Below are 21,231 nucleotides of genomic sequence, written 5' to 3'. Positions count from 1 at the left end.
GCGTTAGTTCGTGTTTGTATCAGCCTGCGCATCAAGGGCGGCATAGCCCTCGGGCAGGTCAATTTCGTAGAATGTATACGACAGAGTGATCGTATGCACATATTTCGCTTCCAGATCCTCGACCATTTCAGGGTCGACGAAAAAGCTTACTGGCATCTGAACCCGTTCGCCGGGTTGCAGCACCTGTTCTTCAAAGCAAAAACAGGCAATTTTCTGGAAATACCCACCCGCCGAGTAAGGCGCGACGTTGTACGATGCCTGCCCCGCGATCGGGCGGTCGGTCGGGTTGTACGCCTCGTAGAAAGCCAAGCCAGTCTCGCCGATGCGCACTTCCATTTCGCGCTCGACCGGTTTGAACTCCCAAGCCATATCCTTGGCTTTCGACGCGTCAAAGCGGACGGTAACGGTGCGGTCCAGAATATCCTCGGGCGCAGTTTCGGCCACGCCAGTTGTGCCGCCGAATCCGGTGACGCGACAGAACCAATCGTAAAACGGCACAGCCGCCCAGGCGAGGCTGCCCATCAGCACCACGACGCCCACAGTCTGCGCAACCGTCTTTTGAGGACCGGACAGAGCCATCAGTTCTGCACCTCCTGCGGCGCCATGTTGAAATTCGTGCCCGAGACTTTCACGATCGTCAGGCCGAAAATGATCACGATGAACGCAGCCAGCGTCAGGCCCACGCCCAGATTGCGACTAAAGCGGCGTTCGTGCAGTTCATGGCTTTTGCGCAAGCTCATGACCAACCTCCCAGCCCATAGGGTTTCAGCAAAGCCTCAACCAGAATCGCGCCGAAATGCAGGAACAGATACAGCAGCGACAGTTTGAAAAAGCTCCGCTCGACCTTGAAGTTGTCCGCCTCGGAATCTTCCTCGGTCCGGCGCGAGATCTGCCACGCGCCGCGCAGGAACAGCGCGTTCATCACCACGGCGACGGTCAGATAGATCGGACCACCAATGCCCGAGAACGCGGTGCCCACGGCCAGCGTGGCAAGCAGAGCCGTGTAGACCAGAATATGCCAGCGCGTCGCGCGGCGACCATGGGTCACGGTCAGCATCGGCACTCCCGCATCGTCATAGTCCGAGCGCATGAACAGCGCCAATGCCCAGAAATGCGGCGGGGTCCACATGAAGGTCAGGGCGAACATCAGCCAAGGCTCAATCGACATTGTGCCCGTAGCCGCGACCCACCCGATTACCGGCGGGAAGGCCCCTGCCGCACCGCCGATTACGATGTTCTGCGGCGTCGAGCGTTTCAGCCACATCGTGTAAACGACGACGTAAAAGAAGATGGTGAACGCCAGAAACGCACCGGCAAACCAGTTAGTCGCCAGCCCCAGCATGATCACCGACAGGCCCGACAGTGCCAGCCCCAACGACAGCGCCTCGCCCTCCTGCACTTTACCAGCCGGAATAGGTCGGCCCTTGGTGCGCTTCATCACCCGATCAATGTCCGCATCCCACCACATGTTCAGCGCGCCAGACGCGCCGCCGCCGATGGCGATGAACAGAATGGCACAGAACCCGACAAAAGGGTGCACCGACACCGGCGCGGCCAGCAGCCCCACCAAGGCCGTGAACACGACCAGTGACATAACGCGCGGCTTCAGCAGGGCGAAATAATCGCCAAAGCTGGCCTCATCCGCGTGCGCCGGGGCGGTCACTTGGCTGGCATTGATGCTTGCGTCGCTCATTTCGGGTCCTTTTGGGGCAGAAGCTGCGCGCTCCCCGCGCAGCCTGCGGGTTTCAACCTAGTCCGCGAAGGGCTTAGTTCGAGGCAACTTGGTACGAGACAGGCTGACCAGCATACTCTTCCAGAGCACCTTGCAGCCATTCCTCATAGGCTTCTTCGCTGACCACTTTGACGGTGATCGGCATATAGGCGTGATCCTTGCCACACAATTCGGAACACTGACCGAAATAGATGCCTTCTTTATCGGCCTGGAACCACAGTTCGGCCAAACGACCAGGCACACCGTCCTGCTTCACACCGAACGAGGGAATGGTCCACGAGTGAATCACGTCTGAGGCCGTAACCTGCATCACGATCACCTTGCCGACAGGGACGACAACAGCCGTATCGGTTGCCAGCAGCCACTCGTCATCGCTGTAACCCGCGTCAGCCAGTTTGGCGCGCATCGCATCATCCAGAACGAACGGCGTTACATCAGCATCAGCCGGGCGCGCACCTTCGTCCAGTGTCGCAGGATGGCCCAACAGATAGCTATCGAAGGCGAAGTCGTGATCGACATACTCATAGGTCCAGTACCACTGGTTACCCACGACCTTGATGACCACATCGCCTTCGGGAATTTCCTGTTGTTTGAACAGAACCGGCAATGAAAACGCACCGATGAAAACAAGAATCAGAATCGGGCCAAGCGTCCAGGCGATCTCGACCGGAGTGTAATGCGAAAACCGCGCCGGTGTCGGGTTGGCACGTTGATTGTAGCGCACGATGCAGTAAACCAGCAGGCCCGCAACAAAAATACAGATTGCGGTGATGATCACCAAAATCATCCCGTCCAGCCTTTGGATTCCTGTTGCCAAATCCGTCACAGCGGGCTGGAAGCCAACACCGCCTGCGACCGGTTTGCCAATAATCTCAAGCTCCTGAGCCATGGCGGGCAGGCTGGATAGGGCTGTCATAAAGCCCGAAAGCATCAAAGCATTCTTCATATTCTGTCCTGATCGTTTGATCTTTGCGTCCCTGGCGAAAAGGTGTGAATCAGTCGCACCTCTCCCGTTGTCTTTAGCCGCGTTAAAAACCATATTCCGGTGGGTAGATAAAGCAAAATGCTTGCGTCAAACAGACGCTATTTTTGATCTGGATCAAACCCGAAAGGTCCCAACCCATGCCCAACGACCCGTTTCGACCATTTGAAAGCGCTTTACCACACGACGAAGCGCTTGCGGTTTTGCGCTCTGCCACTGCCGGCGCCGAGGACGGAGAATTGTTTGTCGAACGCAGGAAATCCGAGTCGCTGATCTTTGACGACGGGCGTTTGAAAACGGCATCCTACGACGCCTCCGAAGGATTCGGCCTGCGCGCCGTGCAGGGTGAAGTGGCCGGTTACGCCCATTCGACTGATGTCTCGATTGGTGCGTTGAAACGGGCCGCGGAAACGGCTCGCCTGGCGGTTGGCGATGGCGGCGGCACCTTGGCGGATGCGCCTCGGGCCACCAACACGCGGCTTTATACGGACGAAGACCCGATCGAATCCGCCACCTTTCCGGTCAAGATCGAAACGTTGCGCGAGATCGATGCTTTTTCCCGTGATTTGGACACGCGGGTCGTACAGGTCAGCGCCACTATCGCCGCGTCAGTACAAGAAGTCGAGATTCTACGCCCCGACGGCCTGATCGTTCGGGACGTGCGCCCTATGACCCGTCTGAATGTCTCGGTCATCGTGGAACAGAACGGACGGCGCGAAAGCGGCTCGGCGGGCGGAGGAGGTCGCGTGGGCCTGGACGGTCTGATAGACCCCGCCGATTGGCAGGACAAGGCACGCGAAGCGCTGCGGATCGCATTGGTCAATCTGGACGCCGTCCCTGCCCCGGCAGGTGTAATGGAAGTCGCGCTCGGCCCTGGCTGGCCAGGCATCCTGTTGCACGAGGCGATCGGCCACGGACTAGAGGGCGACTTCAACCGCAAGGGCAGCTCGGCTTTTGCCGGGCTGATGGGGCAGCAGATCGCCTCAAAAGGGGTCACGGTTGTGGATGACGGCACGATTGTGGATCGGCGCGGCTCGATCTCGGTTGATGATGAGGGCACGCCCAGTTCGCGCACCGTCCTGATCGAGGACGGCGTCCTGACCGGCTACATGCAGGACCGCCAGAACGCGCGCCTGATGGGGGTTTCGCCAACCGGCAATGGCCGCCGCCAAAGCTATGCACATAAACCTATGCCACGTATGACCAACACTGTGATGCTGGGCGGAAATGCCGACCCTGAATCACTAGTGGCCGAAATCAAAGACGGAATCTGGGCCGTTGGTTTTGGTGGTGGTCAGGTCGACATCACCAATGGCAAATTCGTGTTTTCCTGCACCGAGGCGTATCGGGTGGAAAACGGCAAAATCGGAGCGCCGGTAAAGGGCGCAACCCTGATCGGGGATGGACCATCCGCGCTGAACCGCATTCGAGGGTTGGGCAATGATATGGAATTGGACCCCGGCATGGGAACGTGCGGCAAAGACGGTCAGTGGGTGCCTGTAGGCGTTGGACAGCCGACTGTCTTAATGGATGGGCTAACCGTCGGCGGATCAGCGGCATAGGTCAGAATCAAAACGGTTTTCTCGGGGTGCAGGGTTAACACTGCGCCCCGAAGACCGCTTATTTGCTCCAGAAACACTTCGGTTTATCGCGCAGCGCCTCGAAATTTTTCCCATTTTTTCAGAGAATTAAAGCATCTTCACGACTCAATTCGAAAAAATATTGGGAAAATTTGAAGCGATTCAGAAGCTGTTAACTCCTGCAGTCGTAAACCAGTTCTGCAATCAGGCGGAGCAACGGATGACCGAAGAGCAGCTTTCTTCCTATCACCCCACACTCCCACCCACCACGGAAGAGGATCGGTTTTTCTGGCTTCGTCTGTTGCGCTCTCGCAAGGTTGGTCCGGCGACGTTTCGTCGGCTGCTGCGGGAACATGGATCAGCGCAGAATGCGCTGGCCGCGCTGCCCGAAATGGCACGCGCCGCCGGTATTGCAGGGTATGAAACGTGCCCGCCCGGCGTGATTGAGGCGGAACTCAAGGCCGCAAAAGCTGCCAAAGCGCAGCTTTTGTGCCTTGGGTCCGCCGATTTTCCTGACGCTTTGAACGATCTCAATGATGCCCCGCCAATGCTGTGGGCCATCGGCGACGTGTCGATATTGCACCGCCCCACGGTGGCGATGGTTGGCGCGCGCAATTGCTCGTCACTCGGCGCGCGGATGGCGCGAGGGCTGGCGACGGACCTGGGCAAAAAGGGACATGTCATCGTCTCGGGCCTTGCACGCGGGATCGACACCGCGGCGCATGTGGCCGCTTTGGATACAGGTACTGTTGCTGTAATGGCCGGCGGCGTCGATGTGATCTATCCCGCCGAGAATACTGATCTCGCCCATAAAATCGCCGAATCCGGGTTGCGTGTATCGGAGCAGCCCATGGGCGTGGCACCGCAAGCCCGGCATTTTCCGCGCCGCAACCGGATCATCTCGGGCCTGGCCCAAGCGGTTGTGGTGGTCGAAGCCGCCGCAAAATCCGGCAGCCTGATCACCGCGCGCGACGCGCTGGATCAGGGGCGCGAGGTTCTGGCCGTCCCCGGCCACCCGTTTGATGCTCGCGCGGGCGGCTGCAACCTTTTGATCCGCGATGGCGCAACTTTGGTGCGATCGGCCGAGGATGTGATCGAATCTCTGCCGAAACGCGATCTTCTTACTGGCGACCAACCCAAAGAACCGCCTGTTCAATCGACAACCCCCACGGCGGTTGCAGCGTTGCACGAGGCGATTCTAACATGCCTTGGCCCCTCGCCCATGGCCGAAGATCAACTGATCCGCGATATCGCCGCGACGGCGGGCGAGATCGGCCCCGCGCTTGTCGATCTGGAGTTGGATGGACGCATACAAAGACAGCCCGGCGGGTTGTTGTCCCTCTCGGCCTGACCTGCCGGACGCACCGTTATTCTGTGCGTATCAATTTGAAATTCCCGCCAAATTCCTGTGCCCAAAGGAACGCATTGACAATTGGCTCTTGCCCTCCACATTTTGCACCATCATAGAAGGCGCATAATCCGTCGAGCGAGGTTTCACCTTAAATGCCTGTAGTTGTTGTAGAATCCCCTGCCAAGGCCAAAACGATCAACAAATATCTTGGCCCCGACTACACGGTTCTGGCGTCTTATGGCCATGTGCGCGACCTTCCACCCAAGGACGGATCCGTCGATCCCGAACATGAATTCGAGATGAAATGGGAGGTCGGCAATGACAGCCGCAAGCATGTCAAAGCCATCGCTGACGCGCTGAAAGAAGACAACGCCCTGATCCTCGCCACTGACCCCGATCGCGAGGGCGAGGCGATCAGCTGGCACCTGCAAGAGGCGCTGACCAAGCGCCGCTCGATCAAGAAGGACACGCCCGTCAGCCGTGTGACTTTCAACGCCATCACCAAGGACGCCGTGACCGAAGCGATGCAGAACCCGCGTCAGGTCGATATGCCGCTGGTCGAGGCTTATCTGGCCCGCCGCGCGCTGGACTATCTGGTGGGGTTCAACCTGTCCCCCGTCCTGTGGCGCAAGCTGCCCGGTGCGAAATCGGCAGGACGCGTACAATCCGTCTGCCTGCGCTTGATCGTCGAGCGCGAGATGGAGATCGAGGCGTTCAAACCAGTCGAATACTGGTCGGTCAAAGCTCTGTTCGAAACTCCGCGCGGCCAGACTTATGAGGCGCGTCTGGTCACGCTGGCCGGGAACAAGCTGGACAAGCATGATCTGAAGAACGCTACGCAGGCGGAGCTGGCCGTTCAGGCGATCACCAGCCGCGCGCTAACCGTAACCTCGGTCGAGGCGAAACCGGCGGCTCGGAACCCCAGCGCGCCATTCATGACCTCGACCCTGCAGCAAGAAGCCAGCCGCAAGTTCGGCATGGGCGCGCGTCACGCGATGCAGGTGGCGCAGCGCCTGTATGAAGCGGGTTACATCACTTATATGCGGACCGACGGCATCGACATGGCCCCCGAGGCCGTGGCCGCCACCCGCGATACAATCACCGACCGCTATGGCGCGGATTACGTGCCCGACAGCCCGCGCATCTATAAAAACAAGGCCAAGAACGCGCAGGAAGCGCACGAATGTATCCGCCCCACGGATATGACCCGCGATGCCAGCGACCTGAAGGTCACCGATGAGGATCAGCGCAAGCTTTATGATCTGATCTGGAAACGCACCATTGCCTGTCAGATGGCCGCCGCACGGCTGGAACGCACCACGGTCGAGATCGGCAGCGATGACGGTCAGGTCGGCCTGCGCGCCACTGGTCAGGTGGTCATGTTCGACGGATTCATGCGCGTCTATGAGGAAGGCCGCGACGACGTGGCCGATGACGACGACAAGCGCCTGCCGCAGATCACGCAAGGCGATCCGGCGCGGTTCGCCAAGACCTCACTGAAGGATCAATTCGTCAAGGCCACCAGCGACGACAAACAGGCCGTGCTGGCCGAGAATGAAGCCGTGCTGGCCCTGCAACACCACACGCAGCCACCCCCGCGCTATACCGAGGCCACGTTGGTCAAACGGATGGAGGAGCTAGGGATCGGGCGTCCGTCCACCTATGCCAGCATCGTGACCACGATTCAGGACCGCGAATATGTGCGCAAGGACAAGAACCGGCTGATCCCCGAGGAAAAGGGCCGGATCGTTACGATCTTTTTGCTGAATTTCTTCCGGCAGTATGTGGGCTATGAGTTCACCGCCAATCTGGAGGGTGAACTAGACGATGTCAGCGCGGGCGACCGCGACTACAAGGACCTGTTAGGCAAGTTCTGGCGTGATTTCTCGGCCGCGATTGGTGAGACATCCGAGCTGCGGATTTCCGAAGTGCTAGACAAGCTGGATGAGGCATTGGCGCCCCAGCTGTATCCACCGCGTGAGGATGGGTCCGACCCGCGCGTTTGTCCGAAATGCGGCGTGGGACAACTGCACCTGAAAACCTCGCGCACCGGCGGGTTTGTGGGCTGTGGCAACTATCCCGAATGCACCTATACCCGCCCCATCGCAGGCGAAGGGGCCGAGGGCGACGAACGTCTGCTGGGCGAAGATGCGGGCGATGAGATCTGGTTGAAATCCGGTCGGTTCGGGCCTTATGTCCAGCGCGGCGAACCCACGCCCGAGAACAAGAAACCGCCCCGTGCGTCCCTGCCTCGCGGCTGGAGCAAGGACGACATGGATCTGGACAAGGCACTGACCCTGCTGTCCCTGCCCCGCCAGATCGGTGAACACCCCGAGGGCGGCATGATCAGCTCGAATTTCGGGCGGTTCGGGCCGTATATCATGCACCAGATGCCGGAAGAGGCTAAGCCGGTCTACGCGAACCTCAAAGACCCCAATGACGTCTTTGAAATTGGTATGAACCGCGCGGTTGAGATGCTGGCTGAAAAACGCGCCAATCCGGGGCGTGGACGGCGGGCGGCGGCCAAGCCGCTGAAAGAGCTGGGTGATCACCCCGATGGCGGTGTGATGCAGGTGCTGGACGGGCGCTATGGGCCTTATGTGAAATGGGAAAAGGTCAACGCGACCATTCCCAAGGACATCAAGCCCGAAGACGTGACGCAGGAAATGGCCATCGAACTGGTCAACGAACGCGCGGCCAAGAAAGGCACCAAGAAGAAGGCTACCCCCAAGAAGAAAGCCGCGCCAAAGAAAACCGCAGCCGCCAAAAAGACGACCAACAAGGCGGAATAGGTAGAAATACCACCACCCCCTTGGTTTCATTGACTTCCCCGTGACGTGGCGGCACAACTCGCCCAACACCATGTCATTGGGGGAGTTTTCCATGAAGAAAATCTATGCCAATGCCTCTGAGGCGCTCGACGGAGTGATCTCGGATGGCAAGTTGATCGCAGCGGGCGGGTTTGGCCTGTGCGGCATCCCGGAACTTCTGCTTGAGGCGATCAAAGCCTCGGGCGCGAAGGATCTGACCTTTGCCTCGAACAATGCGGGCGTCGACGATTTTGGGATCGGCATTCTGCTGCAGACCCGTCAGGTCAAGAAGATGATCAGCTCGTATGTCGGAGAAAACGCCGAGTTCATGCGTCAGTATCTCAGTGGCGAGCTGGAACTAGAGTTCAACCCGCAAGGCACGCTGGCCGAGCGGATGCGCGCAGGTGGCGCGGGTATTCCCGGTTTCTACACCAAGACAGGCGTAGGCACCGTGATCGCCGAGGGCAAAGAGCATAAGGACTTCAACGGCGAGACATATATCATGGAGGAAGGCATCTTTGCCGACCTCGCCATCGTCAAAGCGTGGAAGGCGGACGAGACCGGCAATCTGGTGTTCCGCAAGACAGCTCGTAATTTCAACGTGCCAGCGGCCACATGTGGCAAAGTCTGTGTGGTCGAAGTCGAAGAGATCGTGCCCACCGGGTCGTTGGACCCCGACAGCATCCACCTGCCCGGCATCTATGTGCACCGCATCATTCAGGGCAGCCACGAAAAGCGCATCGAACAGCGCACCACCCGCAAGAAGGAGGACGCATAATGCCTTGGGATCGTAATCAGATGGCCGCCCGCGCGGCGGATGAGCTGGAAGACGGTATGTATGTGAACCTCGGCATCGGTATCCCGACGCTGGTGGCAAACTATGTGGGTGACAAGGACATTACACTGCAATCCGAGAACGGAATGCTGGGCATGGGCCCCTTCCCTTTTGAGGGCGAGGAAGACCCCGACCTGATCAATGCGGGTAAGCAGACGATAACCGAACTGTCTCGCACCGCTTATTTCGACAGTGCAACCTCATTCGCCATGATCCGCGGCGGCAAGATCGCAGCGGCCATTCTGGGCGCGATGGAGGTGGACGAGAAAGGCGATCTGGCCAACTGGATGATCCCAGGCAAGCTGGTCAAAGGCATGGGCGGCGCGATGGATCTGGTGGCTGGCGTAGGCCGCGTGATCGTCGTTATGGATCACACCAACAAACACGGCGACTCGAAAGTGCTGAAAGAATGCACCCTGCCCCTAACCGGTCAGGGTGTGGTCGATCGCATCATCACCAACCTGGGCGTGTTGGACGTGGTTGAAGGCGGCCTGCGCATCGTCGAACTGGCCGATGGCGTCAGCGAAGACGAGATGCGCGCCGCCACCGAGGCGACAATCGTCGCCTGAACCAAAGAAGGCCCACCAACCTGCGTGGGCCTATTTAGTTTGCCGTCTGAAAAACGCACCCGTCCGAGATGAGCTGCGGAGGGGTCAGACACAAAGCCCGCGCGACCTGAAACGCGGCAAGCACTTTGGGCACGTAGTTGCGCGTCTCTTTATAGGGCGGTACGCCCCCATGTTTGCGGACGGCCCCTTCACCTGCATTATAACCAGCCAACACAAGGATCGGGTCGTTTCCGAACTCCTCCATCAACCAGTTTAAATACTTCACCCCGCCCGAGATGTTCTGGCCGGGATGGAAGCTGTCCTCAACGCCAAACCGCCTTGCCGTTGCTGGCATCAATTGCATCAACCCCTGAGCACCCGCGTGGCTGACCGCGTCAGCCCGGCCAGCAGATTCAACCGATATCACGGCCAACACCAGCGCAGGCGAAACATTCGTACCAACTGTCGAACGCAGGATGTCGACCCCCTGTTGCTGAGCGATGTTCTGCAAAGTCTGCAATCGCGGAGAGGACACGTTGACGGCTGCCAATGCCTGTATCGCTTGATCCAGACGTCCTGCGCCGGCTTGATCTAGCGCGGGCGACACTTCTTCCCAAAAAGCCGTATAGGATCCGGCGGGTTTGTCGGCCCCGCCCGGCAAGCTCGGCGGCGCGACTCGTGTACGTGTAATAATCTCGGATTCTTGCAGGTCCGCACCAGTGCTGGGCGCCGAAGGTCGGGCTGCGTGTTCCTCTGGCGATATCTGCACGGTGATCTTGGGCCGCGACCCAGGTTTCGGCGGCTTCACCCTTTTATAAACGCCACGTGGTTCAATTGTCTGAGCAACAACAGAGCCCGGCCCTGTTAACAGCATTGCCACCGCACCGGCGCAGAGTATTGCGTCCCGCAGATTCATTTTGCCCGCCTCATGAATTTTATCTTTTGACTGATTTGAACCAAGAATCTGCGTTCAAAGCCATAAAAACAACGTGAATTGGGGCATTTTCGCCTCATTTGCCGTAAAATTACATCGGAACAGTGAGGTCGAAATACGTTTTTTGATTTTTTATTTATTTATTTTCAATGCGTTACCTAAACTCCTGCGAAAAAGTTAAACTTCCGCGAAAAAAAATGTGATTTGGCCCAATTCCTGCCACGCCTGACCGTCAAACATAATGCCATACCGAGACGGTCGAGAGCGGACTGAGAGAGAAAGCTCTGAAAGACGCCAAGGTTTAATTGACTTTTTTGATCCTTTAGGAGGGACGTAACATGATCAAGTTCATCAAGAACTTCCGCAAAGACGAAGACGGCGCAGTAACAGTTGACTGGGTTGTTCTGACCGCAGCCATCGTTGGCCTGGCAGCAGTTGCTTACACCCAGGTTGGTGAAGGTACCAACCAGCTGGCGAACACCGTCGAAGGCGCGCTGTCGGGTACTGCAGTTTCGACTCCGGTGACCACCATCACACCGCAAAGCTAAGTTTAGTACTTAACGTACTTGAAGGGGGCCACGGTTTCAAAGCGTGGCCCTTTTTTTATAAACTTTCTTTTTAAGTTGGGTCTCTCATGATGCACAGAATTGCAAACTTTTCTGCAGACGAAGATGGGGCCGTTACCGTTGATTGGGTGGTTCTAACGGCCGGCTTGGTTGGTTTTGGGTCAATCATTTTCCTGAACCTTTCAGATCCGATTCAACACGTTGATTCGGAAACAGGAACTGCGCTTTCATCGATGGAAGTTCATAAACCTGAATTCAATATCACCTACTGACTCATCAGTCGGTGACCAAACTCATGATTTGGCACGGACGAAAAAAAAATCAAAGATTGTCCCCCTTTTCGACACAATTCGTCGATAGCTGTGATTGAGATTAGCTGCGCATGACGGCAGCAAAACCAAAACAGAAAAATACGAGGGTACGCAAATGCGCGCAGTATTTGGACTTGTCCTGATTGTCGGGGTCGCTTTGGCCGGTGGCGCTGTTTATCTGGCGCAAGACTACATCGCACAAACTCAAGCCCAGCTTGAACGAGAGAAAAAAGCCGCGCAAGACGCGATGGCAAATGCCACCAACATCGCCACCGTGGACGTTTTTGTATCGAACCGCCCGTTGAAATACGGAGAGCGCCTGGTTCAAGAGGATGTCCGACTTGTCAAATGGCCTGAAGACGCGCTTCCAGAAGGTACCTTCCAGGAACTGGCCACATTGTTTCCCGAAGACGCAAAAGGCGACAGGTATATTCTGAGAGCCATGGAGAAAAATGAGGCTCTGCTGGAAGTCAAGGTCACCAAACCTGGAGAATCTGCTGGATTGACCTCGCGCCTCCAAAAGGGAATGCGCGCCTTTGCTATCAGAGTCGACGTTGCGTCAGGAGTATCCGGCTTTTTGCGTCCAGGTGACAATGTCGATGTTTACTGGACTGGTTCAGTTTCAGGGGCCCTTGCGGGTGAAGGTGGTGAAATCACGCGCCTGATCCAAACCAACGTCGAACTGATTGCCGTCGACCAAACGGCAGGGTCTGATCTGACGGGCGCGAGCATCGCGCGTACTGTGACCGTGGCCGCAACGCCTGAACAGATTGCGTCTTTGGCGCAGGCACAAAACACCGGACGGATGTCTCTGGCCTTGGTGGGTGTTCAGGACGAAACGGTCGCCAGCGCGATTGAGGTTGATCAGCGAAAGCTATTGGGAATCAAGGAAGCCGCGCCTGTCGAGGCAAAGGTGGAAGAGCGCAAGTGCTACACCAATATCCGGCGTGGTGCAGAAATTGTTCAGAGTCAAATTCCCTGTACAAACTAACGTTAAATCAGGGATTTACTGTCACAAGCCGCGCACCCAGCGCGGCTTGTTTCATTTTGGTTGTTGCGAATTGTCCACATAAGGAAAATTCCAGAAACCATTGATTATTGCAATAAATTAGCAATTGACGCAGTGTTATTGCACATAAGGCATTAGCCCTAAAACGAGGCGTGATCGGAGAGGCAGGTCACATGAAAATACATTCTTGGATTAGCGCAACCCTTCTGGGGTTGACGCTTGTAGTGAGTTCCATCGGCGATGCCGCCTGGGCTCAAAATCTTCGTGTGGTAAAGAAGGGCACAGCGGAAACGCTGGACGTCCCGATGAACCGCGCAATTGTTGTTGAGAGTGAGGAACCGTTTGCCGAACTCAGCATTGCCAACGCGGGAATCGCTGATATTTCGTCGCTTTCGGACCGTACCATTTATGTATTGGGCAAGGCGCCCGGTCTGACCACTCTGACATTGTTCGACGGTGCTGGCAATTTGCTGGCCAACGTGCGCGTTCGGGTTTCCCCGGATGTATCCGAATTCAAAGAGCGGCTGCGGCAGATCCTGCCGAATGAGCCGATCGAAGTGCGGACCGCAAATGACGGTATTGTACTGTCGGGCACCATCTCTAGCTCAGCCAAACTGGCGCGGGCATTGGAACTGGCCGAGCGCTACGCGCCCGAGCGTGTTTCCAACCTGATGTCGGTCGGCGGCGTCCAGCAAGTCATGCTGAAAGTGCGCTTTGCCGAAATGAGCCGATCAGTGGCAAAAAGCCTGACGGCGTCGCTGGGCTTTGGAGGAAGCGACGTAACCGGGGGTTTCAACACACTTAACTCTGCCGGTGCTTTGGCTAACGCGTTGAATAATAACATTCCTCTGCAACAAACCAACACAGGTGCGATCCTGTTCGGTTTTGGCGCAGGCTCCACACAGGTTCGCTTGTTGCTGGAAGCGCTCGAAGCTAAAGGTTTGGCGCGTAGCCTTGCGGAACCGAACCTGTCCGCGCTGTCGGGTCAGGAAGCAGAATTCCTTGCTGGTGGCGAAGTTCCGATCCCGGTTCCCGCGGATGACGGCAACATCGCGATTGAATACCGAGCATTTGGTGTTCAGATCCTGTTTGTTCCGCGCGTTGTGGACGGCGACTTGATCAACCTGGAAATGGGTACGTCAGTGTCGGCAATCGACAACAGCTCGGACTTCACGATTGCGGGTAACAACGTACCGTCCTTTATCACCCGTCGGACCAGAACCACGGTTGAGCTGCGGGATGGTGAGAGCTTTGCGATTGCGGGGCTTATTCAGGATGACTTCAGCGACTTGAACAATCAGGTTCCGTGGCTCGGCGATGTTCCCGTACTGGGTGCGCTGTTCCGCAGTGCTGAATACCAGCGCCAGCAAACGGAACTCGTCGTGATCGTCACCGCGCATCTGGTCTCGCCGACACGTGGTGAAGCGCTGGCTCTGCCGACCGACCGGGTCAAGCCCCCAAGCGAGTTTGATCTGTTCATCAACGGCAAGACAGCACGCACCGAACGTTTAGGATCAGGTGGTGCGTCTGAAGTCGCCAAACAGGATTTTGGTAGCTCCTACGGCTACATCCTGGAATGATTAGGAGGATAGGACCAATGCAGAAGTGGATTATAGCACTGGGTCTTTCGGTCGCTGTCGCCGCTTGTACGCGTGAGGCCGGATATGAAGTCGACCAAGGTGCCTTCGGAAATGCAACTCTGAACAACCAGCAGGTTCTGACAGGTGAACTCACCTATGCTCAGATCCTGGGTCGCAGGTTCGCGGCGGAAGTGCCAACGCAGATCAACTTTGCGTTCGACAGCGCACAGCTTGATGCAAACGCACAGCGTGTACTGTTACGGCAAGCCGATTGGATCAAGCAGTTCCCCGAAGCGCGCTTCCGCGTTTACGGCCATACGGACCGAGTCGGCTCTCAGTCGTATAACCAAAGCCTAGGCCAGCGTCGCGCCAATGCTGCGGTCGCGTTCCTGACACGGCAGGGTATTTCGCGGTCACGGCTAGAAGCTGTTGTTTCCTTCGGTAAAACGCAGCCTCTGATCGACACGCCGAATAGGGATCGACGCAACCGCCGTACGATTACAGAAGTGTCTGGCTTTGTAGATCGCAAACCTCAGTTGCTTGACGGCAAGTACGCGGAAGTCATCTACCGCGAATACGTTGAAAGCGCGACAACCGAGAGCTTCATCGTAGACACAGACGCCGCCGAGGCATCTGAGTAATAATAACGCGAATTGGGCGACATCGTCGCCCAATTCCCAACAATTGGTTCTTTTGCGCCCCATTCTCGCCTAAGTTCCAAGCCAAATTCTCAACAATTGGGTGTAGTGCGGCAAAAAAAGCCGCAACCGGGCATCAGCTCGCCGAGGCAAACCTGAACGGTTCGTCGCGGTTTGCTGCCCTCTGGACGAGGATTTTGTTAATGACGAACGCCACGACAAACGAAGACAACAACGCCATTCTGGCCTGCACGATCAGTCGTGACGTCCAGAACTTTGATCTGCTGATTGAAGATATGGAAGCGGCACTGGGTGAGCGTTGGGGCGACCTGGGATTTGCAGAAGCTCTTGCGTTTTTCGGCCAGCCTGAAGCCGACAGTTTAGAATTCGTGGCCCTAGCTATTGATGGTGAGGACGAAGATGACCTGACCATGATGGGTGAAATCATCTCTCGCGCGAAGGAAAAGAGGATCAAAGTGGTTCTGATCGCCGAGGACGTGACTCCTGCAGCGTTGCACCAACTCTTGCGGAAAGGCGCTGATGAATTCGTCCCCTACCCGCTTCCAGAAGGTGAGTTGCAGGAAGCCATTGCGCGTATGAACAAACCTGATCCCGCGGTTGTGACACAGGAAACGGCCGTGTCTCTGCCCCAAGGGGCATCAAAGGAAGGTGCCTTGTTTGTGGTTCACGGATTGGCCGGTGGAGTCGGATCTACCACCATGGCCGTGAACCTGGCTTGGGAACTTGCGACCACATCGGACAAGACTTCTCCCAAGGTATGCCTGATCGACCTGGATCTACAGTTTGGTACGGTCTCGACTTACCTGGATCTACCGCGCCGAGAAACAGTGTTCGAAATGCTGTCTGACACGGCGTCCATGGATGACGACATGTTCTCTCAGGCGCTGCAGTCCTACGAGGACAAGATGGAGGTTCTGACCGCGCCGTCTGACATGGTGCCGTTGGATCTGATCACTCCGGAAGATATCCAGCGCGTTATTGACACTGCGCGCAAGCATTTTGACTACGTGATTGTCGACATGCCGTCGACTTTGGTGCAATGGTCCGAGACCATCCTGCAAGCGGCCCATGTGTATTTTGCAGTCATCGAACTCGACATGCGCTCGGCACAAAACGCCCTGCGTCTGAAGCGCGCTCTTCAAGCGGAAGAGCTACCGTTCAACAAACTGCGTTTCGCGTTGAACCGAGCTCCGAAGTTTACCGATCTGAACGGGAAAAGCCGCGTCAAGCGGATGGGTGAAAGCCTTGGAATATCCATCGACCTGCAACTGCCGGACGGGGGAAAACCCGTCATGCAAAGCGGTGACCATGGTTTACCGCTGGCAAGTTCAGCCGCCAAAAACCCACTGCGCCGTGAAATCGCAAAGCTGGCAAAATCGCTCCACAGCCTTGGCAGCAGCGACGCAGAAGCTGCGTAAGACAGGTCCGAAAGGGGAACCGCCGTGTTTTCAAGATACAAAAAACAGCCCGAAGCGCAGCCTGTTCAGGCCGAGGTCAAGGCGACAACGCCCACCTCTGCAGCCCCACAGGCACCCACAGCAAACGCGATGATCCGCAAGCCTGTGGCAAAAAAGGCCGCTGAGCCGACAGCATCCGATCGCGAGCGCAAGCGCAAAGAGCGGTTGAGCGAGATCAAGATCGAGTTGCACCGTGAACTACTTGAAAACCTGAACCTTGCTGCACTGGAAAACGCCAACGAATCCGACCTTCGCTCAGAAATCAGTGCCATTGCGAGTGAAGTCCTTGAGACCAAGAACATTGTTCTGAATCGGGACGATCGTTTCCAACTGAACAAAGAGCTTTATGACGAAGTTACCGGTCTTGGCCCGCTTGAGACCTTGCTGCAAGACGACACGGTCAACGATATCTTGGTGAACGGTCCGCAGCAGATTTTTGTGGAGCGTGCCGGTAAGCTGGAAATCAGCGACATCACCTTCAAGGACGAAAAGCACCTGATGCGGATCATCGACAAGATCGTATCCGCTGTGGGTCGCCGTGTTGATGAATCCAACCCTTATGTTGACGCCCGCTTGGCAGATGGGTCGCGTTTCAACGCCATGGTGCCGCCGATTGCGGTTGATGGCTCGTTGGTGTCCATTCGTAAGTTCAAAAAGGACAAACTTGGCATCGACGACCTGGTCAATTTTGGTGCGTTCACCGAAGAAATGGCCGCCTATTTGCAAGCTGCGGTGTCGACACGCCTGAACGTGATCGTTTCGGGTGGTACGGGTTCTGGTAAAACGACCACGCTGAACGCTCTGTCCAGCTTTATCGACGATGCCGAACGCATCCTGACCATCGAGGATACGGCGGAACTTCAGTTGCAACAGACCCACGTGGGCCGGATGGAAAGCCGCCCACCAAACGTGGAAGGCAAAGGCGAAGTCAGCCCGCGCGACTGTCTGAAGAACGCCCTGCGTATGCGTCCCGACCGCATCATCGTGGGTGAGACGCGTGGCGCCGAGGTGATCGACATGTTGCAGGCCATGAACACTGGCCACGATGGTTCGATGACGACAATCCACGCCAACTCGGCTCGTGATGGCATTTCGCGTTTGGAAAACATGATCGCAATGGCAGGTATCGAAATGCCGATCAAAGCGGTCCGCAGCCAGATCTCAAGCGCTGTGAACCTGATTGTACAGGCCAGCCGTCTGCAGGATGGTTCACGTCGGATGACCTCGATCACCGAGATCACGGGCATGGAAGGTGATGTTATCTCAATGCAAGAAATCTTTAGATTTCAGCGTGTTGGACTTACACCCGACAACAAGATTATAGGCCATTTCACGGCCACCGGCGTGCGCAGCCACTATTCCGAACGCTTCCGGTTGTGGGGCTTTGACCTACCCGCCGCCATCTATGAACCAACTACGGTGTAAGGAGAACCTGAGATGCAACTGCCTATTGAGGCTCTCATATATGTCGTGATCTTCGTCGCCGTTCTGGCTCTGGTCGAAGGTATTTATCTGGTCGCATTCGGCAAATCCATCAGCCTGAACAGCCGCGTAAACCGGCGTTTGGACATGTTGGACAAAGGCGTCGGCCGAGAACAAGTGCTTGAGCAGCTGCGTAAAGAGATGCAGCAGCACATGCAAACGCAGTCCATCCCGCTTTATTCACTGCTCGCGGATAAGGCGCAGAAGGCTGCGATTGCGTTCTCGCCACGCCAATTGATCATGATAATGGTGCTGGTTTCTGCTTTCGCCTTTGTTGGGCTCAGCATCGGCACCGCCACTGCAACATTTCTGAGGATAGCCATCTCGATCGCTATCGGTGTCGGTGGCGTTTATGCTTGGGTCAATCATAAAGCTTCGAAAAGGATGGCTTTGCTAGAGGAACAACTGCCCGACGCAGTAGAGCTGATGGTTCGTTCTTTGCGGGTGGGCAATCCGTTTGTATCCTCGATCCAGATTGTTGCAAATGAAGTTCAAGATCCCCTGGCAACCGAGTTTGGCGTCATCGCAGATGAGTGCGCCTATGGCCGTGACGTCGGCGAAGCGCTGAAAGACCTGGCGCAGCGGCTGGACATGCAGGACCTTCGCTTCTTGTCTGTTGCGGTCGGCATCCAACAGCAATCCGGTGGTAACCTGGCGGAAATTCTGGCCGGTCTGGCACAGGTGATCCGCGCTCGTTTCCGCCTGTTCCGAAGGGTCAAGGCCATCACTGCCGAGGCCAAATGGTCGGGCAAGTTCCTGTCAGGTTTCCCTGTCTTCTGTCTTGTCTTCATCCTTGTGAAAGACCCCGGTTATTATGACGAGGTGATTGACCATCCGTGGTTCATTCCGGCCTGCTTCTTTGTCGGCATCATGCTGACGTTGAACCTGATCGTCATGCGCATTTTGACAAACATTAAGGTCTGAGGGCAGCGACATGGAATTTTTTACCCAAATCAACACCTTACTGACTGAAAACCTTGGGCAGTTCGGTCCGCTTATTGTCGTCGGTGTCCTCGGCCTGATCATGATCCTGGTCGCGGTTCCTTTGATGATGAACCAACCAGAAGATCCGTTGAAAAAGCTACAGCGTTCAACGGCAGCTCCGAAGAAAACGAAAAAGGGCAAGCAGGATCGCCTGCGCAATGCCGGCCGCAACGAACAGCTGGAAAAGTTTTCTACGTTCCTGGAACCGCAGAACCAGGAAGAGCTGTCAGCGATGCAGCTTAAACTGCGGCAGGCGGGATATCACTCTAAGGACGCGGTACGGTTCTTTCACTTCGCCCAGTTTGCTTTGGGGATGGTCGGTATCGCGATCGGCGTGATGTTGGTGACCGTTTTGGCTGGGGACAACGAGTTTACCGGCCAACAAATGGCGATCCGCATTGGTTTCCCCGCCATCGCCTTATACTTCCTTCCACGGTATTGGATCACCCGCCGTGTAGCAGAACGCGAAGAAGCCATTGTCGCCGGTTTTCCTGATACCCTTGACCTGATGCTTGTCTGTGTTGAGGCAGGCCAGTCTTTGGATCAGGCTATCGTGCGCGTCGCGGCTGAGATGAAGGCTTCCTATCCCGACATTGCGCAGGAATTCGAGGTTGTAGCCCACGAAATGAAAGCTGGTAAGGACAAGGACACTGTTCTTCGGGATTTCGGAACACGTTGCGGCGTTCAGGACGTCAGTTCATTTGTGACCGTTATGATCCAATCGGCCACATTCGGTACTTCGATTGCCGAAGCCCTACGTGTTTATGCCGGCGAAATGCGTGACAAACGCGTGATGCGTGCAGAAGAAGCTGCTAACAAGTTGCCAACGAAAATGACACTTGCCACAATGATGCTGACGGTGCCGCCGTTGCTGGTCATTCTGGTTGGACCTTCGGCAAAAGGTATCGCAGAGTTTGCAGGCGGTAATCCAGGGGGCTGATAGCCTTATGATTTCAACACTCAGGTGTGTCCGGCCAAGGATTCGCCACGTGATCGGGGCCGCCATGGTATGTGCCATGGTGGCCTCTTGCACAGAAAACCTGTCTGGTGATTTGGATGCTCCGGGCATTGATCCACAAGGCCAAGGTCAGGATCCTTTGGTGGTCGGGAACCGACTGCTGCGGGCCGGCGAGTATGACTTGGCACTGGATTCCTTTGCCCGCGCCGCGCTGAACCAGGGCATGACCGCCGAAATCATGGCTGCCATGGGCACTGCCAACCTGGGATTGCGCCAGTTGAAGCCCGCCGAAACTCTGCTGCGTCGCGCTGTTTCCGAGGAACCCGACTGGCCGGTTGCATGGAACAATCTGGGCGTCATTCTGATGGAGAAAGGCGAGTATCCAGAGGCGGCTCAGGTGTTTCGACGGGCTTTTGCGTTAGACAATGGCGAAAGTGACGCAATTCGGGACAATCTGCGCTTAGCACTCGCAAAAATGGAAAATTCTGATAATACTGACGTCGAAGAACAAGAATACACGCTGGAGCAACAAGGCGACGGGCAATTCAAGCTTCGCAAGCTTCAGGAAAACAGGCAAGAGCAGTAAGGGACGCAAAAATGCGCCAACAATTCTTGATTATGTCATTGGTGACGTGCGGGCTGATCCTGTCCGCCTGCGCGAAAGAAACCGAGGAAGAAAAGGTCGAAAAGACGTTTCAGGAAGTGAACGTTATCGACGAAACCAACCTGAACGAAGTGTTGCTAACAGCAGCCGATCCTAATGAGGCCGTCACCTATTTTCAGGGTGCTGCAGCCAAGAATCCCGGTCGCATTGACCTGCAAAGAGGGTTGGCGATTTCGTTGGCGCGGGCAAAGCGCACCACCGAGGCAGCAGCCGCCTGGAAAAAAGTGACCACCATGAAGGGCTCGGCCAGTGTTGATCGGGTCGAATATGCCGACGCACTGGTTCGCGCGGGAAACTGGACCGAGGCGAAAAAAGTACTGGATTCCGTTCCGCCGACTTTCGAGACCTTCAAAAGGTATCGGTTGGAGGCTGTTGTCGCCGACTCAAACCAGGACTGGAAACGGGCGGATCAATTCTATGAAACGGCGATTGGCCTGACCACGCGGCCTGGCGGCGTGATGAACAACTGGGGCTATTCCAAACTGACACGCGGTCAATATGAAGAAGCCGAGCGCTTGTTCGCTGAAGCCATTCGACAGGACAAGTCTCTGTTCACAGCCAAAAACAACCTCGTTCTTGCCCGCGCGGCGCAAGGCAATTACAGCATGCCGGTCGTGCCGCTGACACAGGCCGAACGGGCCATGCTGTTGAATACTATGGGCATTTCCGCGGTCAAACAGGGCGATGTAACAACTGCAAAGAACCTGTTCCGCGAAGCGATTGCCACGCATCCGCAACATTTCGAAGAAGCCGTCCGCTCGTTGCGCGCGCTCGAGGAAGCCTAAGTTG

20 protein-coding genes are annotated in these 21,231 nt (G+C 56.5%); 15 read left to right on the top strand and 5 right to left on the bottom strand.

The window, feature by feature from the left end; genetic code table 11:
* Positions 1 to 3: 3 nt before the first annotated feature.
* The 4 genes from GOW48_RS11405 to coxB form a co-directional block, all read right to left on the bottom strand.
* On the bottom strand, positions 4 to 579 hold the full coding sequence (locus tag GOW48_RS11405; protein WP_170753776.1) for a cytochrome c oxidase assembly protein: 576 nt from the start codon (positions 577 to 579) through the stop codon (positions 4 to 6).
* Positions 579 to 740, bottom strand: a complete 162-nt coding sequence (locus GOW48_RS11400) for a hypothetical protein (protein WP_170753774.1) — start codon at positions 738 to 740, stop codon at positions 579 to 581. Before GOW48_RS11400 ends, GOW48_RS11405 begins: the two co-directional genes overlap by 1 nt.
* On the bottom strand, positions 737 to 1,693 hold the full coding sequence (gene cyoE / locus GOW48_RS11395) for a heme o synthase (RefSeq protein ID WP_170753772.1): 957 nt from the start codon (positions 1,691 to 1,693) through the stop codon (positions 737 to 739). The genes GOW48_RS11400 and cyoE overlap by 4 nt, the downstream gene beginning before the upstream one ends.
* Before the next feature lie 73 nt (positions 1,694 to 1,766).
* Entirely contained in the window at positions 1,767 to 2,678 is a 912-nt protein-coding gene (gene coxB, locus GOW48_RS11390) for a cytochrome c oxidase subunit II (protein WP_170354946.1), read from the bottom strand.
* A gap of 176 nt (positions 2,679 to 2,854) precedes the next feature.
* Here coxB and tldD point away from each other — a divergent pair, with 176 nt between their 5' ends.
* From tldD to GOW48_RS11365, 5 genes are all read left to right on the top strand, one after another.
* Positions 2,855 to 4,276: a metalloprotease TldD gene (gene tldD / locus GOW48_RS11385; RefSeq protein ID WP_170753770.1), complete on the top strand. Its 1,422-nt coding sequence runs from the start codon at positions 2,855 to 2,857 to the stop codon at positions 4,274 to 4,276.
* A gap of 238 nt (positions 4,277 to 4,514) precedes the next feature.
* Positions 4,515 to 5,645: a DNA-processing protein DprA gene (gene dprA, locus GOW48_RS11380; RefSeq protein ID WP_170753768.1), complete on the top strand. Its 1,131-nt coding sequence runs from the start codon at positions 4,515 to 4,517 to the stop codon at positions 5,643 to 5,645.
* 152 nt (positions 5,646 to 5,797) lie between these two features.
* Entirely contained in the window at positions 5,798 to 8,437 is a 2,640-nt protein-coding gene (topA, locus tag GOW48_RS11375; RefSeq protein ID WP_170753765.1) for a type I DNA topoisomerase, read from the top strand.
* Between the two features lie 91 nt (positions 8,438 to 8,528).
* Positions 8,529 to 9,233 carry a CoA transferase subunit A gene (locus GOW48_RS11370; protein WP_170753763.1) on the top strand — a complete coding sequence of 235 codons (705 nt, stop codon included), beginning with the start codon at positions 8,529 to 8,531 and terminating at the stop codon, positions 9,231 to 9,233.
* Positions 9,233 to 9,859, top strand: a complete 627-nt coding sequence (locus tag GOW48_RS11365; protein WP_170354941.1) for a 3-oxoacid CoA-transferase subunit B — start codon at positions 9,233 to 9,235, stop codon at positions 9,857 to 9,859. Before GOW48_RS11370 ends, GOW48_RS11365 begins: the two co-directional genes overlap by 1 nt.
* A gap of 34 nt (positions 9,860 to 9,893) precedes the next feature.
* Here the strand turns inward: GOW48_RS11365 and GOW48_RS11360 are convergent, their stop codons facing one another.
* Positions 9,894 to 10,754, bottom strand: a complete 861-nt coding sequence (locus GOW48_RS11360) for a lytic transglycosylase domain-containing protein (protein WP_170753761.1) — start codon at positions 10,752 to 10,754, stop codon at positions 9,894 to 9,896.
* Between the two features lie 356 nt (positions 10,755 to 11,110).
* On the opposite strand from GOW48_RS11360, the gene GOW48_RS11355 reads away from it, so the two are divergent.
* The 10 genes from GOW48_RS11355 (at position 11,111) to GOW48_RS11305 (ending at position 21,227) form a co-directional block, all read left to right on the top strand.
* The gene (locus tag GOW48_RS11355; RefSeq protein WP_170354939.1) at positions 11,111 to 11,320 is read left to right on the top strand and encodes a Flp family type IVb pilin; all 210 of its coding nucleotides are present in this window, start codon (positions 11,111 to 11,113) and stop codon (positions 11,318 to 11,320) included.
* A gap of 444 nt (positions 11,321 to 11,764) precedes the next feature.
* Positions 11,765 to 12,640: a Flp pilus assembly protein CpaB gene (cpaB, locus tag GOW48_RS11345; RefSeq protein WP_170753757.1), complete on the top strand. Its 876-nt coding sequence runs from the start codon at positions 11,765 to 11,767 to the stop codon at positions 12,638 to 12,640.
* Positions 12,641 to 12,831: 191 nt separating this feature from the next.
* Positions 12,832 to 14,238, top strand: a complete 1,407-nt coding sequence (locus GOW48_RS11340) for a type II and III secretion system protein family protein (protein ID WP_170753755.1) — start codon at positions 12,832 to 12,834, stop codon at positions 14,236 to 14,238.
* 17 nt (positions 14,239 to 14,255) lie between these two features.
* Positions 14,256 to 14,879, top strand: a complete 624-nt coding sequence (locus GOW48_RS11335; RefSeq protein ID WP_170753751.1) for an OmpA family protein — start codon at positions 14,256 to 14,258, stop codon at positions 14,877 to 14,879.
* Between the two features lie 200 nt (positions 14,880 to 15,079).
* On the top strand, positions 15,080 to 16,315 hold the full coding sequence (locus tag GOW48_RS11330; protein ID WP_170354934.1) for an AAA family ATPase: 1,236 nt from the start codon (positions 15,080 to 15,082) through the stop codon (positions 16,313 to 16,315).
* 24 nt (positions 16,316 to 16,339) lie between these two features.
* Positions 16,340 to 17,779 carry a CpaF family protein gene (locus GOW48_RS11325; protein WP_170753750.1) on the top strand — a complete coding sequence of 480 codons (1,440 nt, stop codon included), beginning with the start codon at positions 16,340 to 16,342 and terminating at the stop codon, positions 17,777 to 17,779.
* 12 nt (positions 17,780 to 17,791) lie between these two features.
* Positions 17,792 to 18,760, top strand: coding sequence for a type II secretion system F family protein (locus GOW48_RS11320; RefSeq protein WP_170354932.1), 969 nt, complete (start codon positions 17,792 to 17,794; stop codon positions 18,758 to 18,760).
* A gap of 10 nt (positions 18,761 to 18,770) precedes the next feature.
* Complete coding sequence (locus tag GOW48_RS11315; RefSeq protein WP_170753749.1) at positions 18,771 to 19,760, top strand: type II secretion system F family protein; 990 nt, start codon at positions 18,771 to 18,773, stop codon at positions 19,758 to 19,760.
* Positions 19,761 to 19,809: 49 nt separating this feature from the next.
* Positions 19,810 to 20,364, top strand: coding sequence for a tetratricopeptide repeat protein (locus GOW48_RS11310; protein WP_331251794.1), 555 nt, complete (start codon positions 19,810 to 19,812; stop codon positions 20,362 to 20,364).
* A gap of 11 nt (positions 20,365 to 20,375) precedes the next feature.
* Positions 20,376 to 21,227: a tetratricopeptide repeat protein gene (locus tag GOW48_RS11305; RefSeq protein WP_170753748.1), complete on the top strand. Its 852-nt coding sequence runs from the start codon at positions 20,376 to 20,378 to the stop codon at positions 21,225 to 21,227.
* Positions 21,228 to 21,231 lie beyond the last annotated feature (4 nt).

Source organism: Ruegeria lacuscaerulensis (assembly GCF_013033355.1).
Classification (GTDB): Bacteria; Pseudomonadota; Alphaproteobacteria; order Rhodobacterales; family Rhodobacteraceae; genus Ruegeria; species Ruegeria lacuscaerulensis_A.
This window is presented reverse-complemented; position numbering and strand designations above follow the sequence as displayed.